Genomic DNA, 4,188 nt, shown 5'->3' on the forward strand with positions numbered 1-4,188 from the left:
GCACCGAACTCCACGACGCGTTCGTCTCCCTCGCCTGCAGTCTCATCTGCTGGAGACGCCTCAAGAAACACGATTCATGATCGTGTTACGAGCTCGTACGGACCGGGCGGAGATCGCCCGGTGACGAACGATCACCCCGCCTACGGACACGAGCACCCCACCCACCGCTCACACCAGGCCCGTTACCACAGCGTCTGGCACTCAGTGCGGTGTGGATAGCACGCAACCGCCCACGACGGTCAGTGTCCAACCCCCGATCAAGGCGGCTAGCACGTACATGTGCAGCGGCCAGGCAGCCCATCCAGGTGCGGTGCTGCCCGCAGCAGCGCTGGCCATCAGGGTCAAGGCGAAGGCAGCCCACCATCCGAGGTTGCGGTGCACCAGGTCGATGACAGTGCGTAGACGCCCGAGAGTGCCGGTGTGGTCAGGGTGCGGCAGGCGTGTGAGGCGGGCGGGCAGTAGCTGGGGGTCAATCAGTTCGGGTTCGATGCTGGGGTAGAGGGTGTGGACCGCGTTGATCACGTGTCCCATGTCGGGGGTGTCGGCCAGGGGCGCAGTGAACCTGGAAGTAGGGGTGGGGTCGAAGACGGGAACGCGGTCGGCCAGGGCGAACCAGTCCAACCTGGGATGGTCCTGGTCAGTGAGTCGGTGGCTGGGCAGGCGCATGAGTTCGGCCAGAAGATGGTCAGTGGCCTGGTCCCCGATGGTGGCTCGTGTGAGGGTCCGCAGGGAGGGTACATGCACGAGTGGCTCATCCTGACCGCCGTCGCGTCCGATCTGTTCCAGCGTGTGGCAGAAGGCGTCGAAGCCCGTGCGCTGTACCTGGGTGAGCAAGTGGAGCGGGGCACCGCTGAGGATGGTACCCAGCGGGTGGTTCGGAGTGTGTAGCTGGCTCATGAGTGGGGCTCCAGGAACTCGTAGACATGCCGACGGGGCGGTGAAGGCAACGAACGCCCTCGGACAGCAGGTGACCCTGTGGATGATGGAACCGGAGAGTCGGGACTAATTGGACCTCGCGTGTGGTCGTGGTGTCTCTGGCCGTGTTGCACAAGGCGGGTGGCGAGGTAGAGCAGGACCGACGGTCCTGCTCCAGGAGTAGCTTTTAGGTGCGGGGTAAGCGCAGGTCGTGGTGACCGGGCAGGGTGCAGGGTAGAAGCCCCCAGCCAGTTCCAAATCGGTGACGTTGATCTGGATGACGCCGACACGGCCCTCACCGGGGGTGGTGTCAGGATTGGCCACGTGCGGCGCGGGCGACGGCGACGCCGGCCTCGAACTCTTCGCGACTGATGGACCTCATCGCTTCACATGTCCCCGCAGAGAACGAGAACTGGTCAGACTCGAATGGCTTTTCGAAGGCGACGGTGACGTTGCGGGGCGGGATCTCCCACACCGGGGTCGCGTACGCCACGCCAGGCTGTTTCTCCACGATCCGCGTCGTACCCAGGTAGACATCGTAGATCGCGCTGTAGACAATCAACGCCGGGTAGTCACGCTCGCGGTGCGAGGCGATGCAGATGCTCCGGGGCTGCACGGTATCGGAGAGGGTGAAGGTCACATTCGCGTTCAGGCCGGGACTGAAGGTGTGGGTCAGCTCCCAGTCGGCGATCGTGAACTCGAACTGACGAAACCCCAGCCCGTTGGTGACTGGTGCGTGGCGGATCAGCCGCATGTACGCGTCGAACACCATCACGTCGACCTTGCGGTTGGCCCCAGGTGCCGCGCCCTTGAGATGGAAGGGAATCCGGATGACCGACCGCTCGTACTCGGTCTCCCCGTCGGGCGGGAACTGCTCAGACCGCTGCGGTGGTTGTGGGGGACTCCCGGCTCCGGTGCGCTCGGTCGGCCCGCCACGGTGTGGAGGTCCGGCCGCGCTACTCGGGTTCGGCCACGAGACCGGCTCGGGTGAATCAGGCGGGTTCTCCTTAGGCATTCTCGATACCCCTTTCACTATCGACGTTTACGTACAGTTACGATACGTAACCGTCTGTACATAGCAAGGCTCCACGCCGACTGCTCGGGAGTCGGGCAGTGGACTGATCTCGTCGGCGGTGGTCCAGACGAAGGGCCCGGGGTTGTCGTTCCTGTCGGCGAGCCAGGATCGGACTCTCGTTCGAGAGCCTGGACGGAGCGGTGGACGCCGCGCCGGAGCTTCTCTGTGTGAGCTCGGCGAACCATCGCTCCACCAGGTTCAGCGAGGACGATCCCGTCGGTGTGAAGTGCAGGTGGAACCGGGGGTGGGCGACAGCCATTTCTTGATCTCGGGTGTCTTGTGGGTCGCATAGTTGTCCAGGATCAGACCTCGACCTCTGCGGGCACTTCCTTGTCGACCTTGCTGAGGAACATCTTGAACTCGGCGGCCCGGTACCGACGGTGCTGCGAACCGATCGCCTTGCCGGTGCATCGGCCCGTCAGCGACTGCAGACCTCTGATCCGAAAGAAGCGCCCCTAGCCTCGCACCTGACCACATGGCGGGGCACGAGCGCCCCACCCGCAAGGGTCGGGGCGTTTCGCGTTCCGAGTCGCGCCAACACCGGACGAAGACGCCGACGCGGCCCCCGCGGACGGCAGCACGAAGATCCCGACAGCCGTCAGTCACGAGCCCCGACCGTTTCGTCCGTTGCTCCCCCCTGCCGAGTCGTTTGCAGCAACTCACGAAACCACCAGTCGCCCGTGGTACTGAGCATTTCAGGGTGGAGTCGGTTGGGTGAGGCCGGTGGCGGTGAGGCTGCCGTCTATGAGGTGGGGTCTGAGTTGGATTCTGCCTAACTCGCGGCGGAGGTCACGGTCGAGGTCGTCGGGTGTGCCGAAGGGGGTGTTGGCCGTTGCTCTGCGCACGAGTGACCAGACGGCCTCGACGGGGTTCAGGTCGGGCGCGTAGGGCGGGAGACGGATGGTGGTGAGCCAGTCGTGCTCGGCCTCGTACCGTTTCAGCCCTGCGGCCAGACGGGTGTTGAGATTGTCCCAGACCACGACGATCGGGCCGCCGAGCTGGATATGGGCCCGGACCAGTAGGTCCCGATAGTCCTCCAGGAGAAGCTCTTCCGGGCGCCCTTGAGGAGGAGGTGGTTGCGGGGCCGGTGGATGAGGCGGCTCTTTTCGCCGGGTTTGTAGCAGCACAAGGCGGCGACCGAGGTCCGGCGGCAGGACCTGCCCCTCACCCGGATGACGGGTGTGTGTCCGCGCCGGCCCAGGTGCGGGCGCGGGGCGGCGTCATGGAGAATCCGGCTTCGTCCTCGAAGACGATCCAGCCCCCGTGGGCCGCCGCGAGGCTTTCACCCGCGGCCACACCTCCCGCTTCCACAACTCGACGGACCGCTCGTCGCATTCGAGGGCTCTGCGGGCGGGTCCCTGCCAGGACCAGCCGTGCCGCTTCAGCAGCCGCCACCCGTCGCCACCGACAGACTCAGCCCGAACCGGCGACGGATCACAGTCCGCACCCGCACCAGAGTCCACCGCTGATCCTCGAAGCCGTGCCCGGCCGGGCCCTTGCCGAGTTCCTCCTCGAGCACGGCGAACTGGGCATCGGTGACGGTCGGCTCGTTGGCCGGACCTGCCGATTGCAAACCCTCAAGCCCGCCCTCGCGCCAGGCACGGCGCCAGCGTTCCACCGACCTCACGCTCACCCGCAGATCCTTCGCAATCACCGCGGTCTTCTCACCCGCCGCGAACCGGTCCCCGGCCTGGAGCCGGATCTTCTCCCGGAACGCCCGACGCTCAGCGGTCAGGCCCCCACCCTCCGGATAACGCATACCACCGGCATACCGCAGGGATCATCAACCGTCACTACCCGACGACAACCCGAAAAGCTCAATAACCGACCGCAGGCCTGGCCGTGGCCGATACGGCACTATCGCGTTTCGAGTCAACCCGATGCGCGGGGGGATACTCCGATCCGGTGTATTCGCGGAGGTCTCCACACCCGCCGCAGGGCTTCGGTCCGTTCGGGAGTCGTCTTTCGGTCTCGCTGAATACCCTGGTGGCCTGCGGGGCAATGCCGATCTTGCCGCACGCTTGTCCGTACTACCGCCGCGTCGGGGGCCGCCCAGCATGCTCATCTCTTTCTTGCCGGGGCGAATGGGAATCCCTATGGTCCGTGTCATGACCATCCCCACTGAGTCGATCGGCAGCGTCCCCCGCCCCCGCGCCCTGCAGCAGGCTCTCGTTGAGCACGCCCAAGGACGGTTGAGC

Annotated in this window: 4 protein-coding genes and 2 pseudogenes; all 6 read right to left on the minus strand. The window is 65.8% G+C overall.

Features of this window, described 5'->3' with window-relative positions; all coding sequences use genetic code 11:
• Positions 1 to 201: 201 nt before the first annotated feature.
• On the minus strand, positions 202 to 897 hold the full coding sequence (locus ACIPYQ_RS41095; protein ID WP_401259793.1) for a hypothetical protein: 696 nt from the start codon (positions 895 to 897) through the stop codon (positions 202 to 204).
• Positions 898 to 1,225: 328 nt separating this feature from the next.
• A complete protein-coding gene (locus tag ACIPYQ_RS41100; RefSeq protein ID WP_401259795.1) occupies positions 1,226 to 1,930 on the minus strand; it encodes a hypothetical protein in 705 nt (234 codons plus the stop codon).
• Between the two features lie 27 nt (positions 1,931 to 1,957).
• Positions 1,958 to 2,397 (minus strand): annotated as a pseudogene (locus tag ACIPYQ_RS41105) (transposase); the annotation flags it as partial.
• 288 nt (positions 2,398 to 2,685) lie between these two features.
• Positions 2,686 to 3,214, minus strand: a pseudogene (locus ACIPYQ_RS41110) (transposase).
• Complete coding sequence (locus ACIPYQ_RS41115; protein WP_401259796.1) at positions 3,211 to 3,453, minus strand: winged helix-turn-helix domain-containing protein; 243 nt, start codon at positions 3,451 to 3,453, stop codon at positions 3,211 to 3,213. Before ACIPYQ_RS41115 ends, ACIPYQ_RS41110 begins: the two are co-directional and overlap by 4 nt.
• Positions 3,372 to 3,749: a helix-turn-helix domain-containing protein gene (locus tag ACIPYQ_RS41120; RefSeq protein WP_401259797.1), complete on the minus strand. Its 378-nt coding sequence runs from the start codon at positions 3,747 to 3,749 to the stop codon at positions 3,372 to 3,374. Before ACIPYQ_RS41120 ends, ACIPYQ_RS41115 begins: the two co-directional genes overlap by 82 nt.
• Positions 3,750 to 4,188: the final 439 nt, after the last annotated feature.

This window comes from Streptomyces sp. NPDC090045 (genome assembly GCF_044747975.1).
GTDB lineage: Bacteria > Actinomycetota > Actinomycetes > Streptomycetales > Streptomycetaceae > Streptomyces.

What these genes read in the sequence shown, in the direction of transcription:
- ACIPYQ_RS41100 (WP_401259795.1), bottom strand. Translation starts at nt 1,930, where the DNA reads ATGCCTAAGGAGAACCCGCCTGATTCACCCGAGCCGGTCTCGTGGCCG.
- ACIPYQ_RS41095 (WP_401259793.1), bottom strand. Translation starts at nt 897, where the DNA reads ATGAGCCAGCTACACACTCCGAACCACCCGCTGGGTACCATCCTCAGC.
- ACIPYQ_RS41120 (WP_401259797.1), bottom strand. Translation starts at nt 3,749, where the DNA reads ATGCGTTATCCGGAGGGTGGGGGCCTGACCGCTGAGCGTCGGGCGTTC.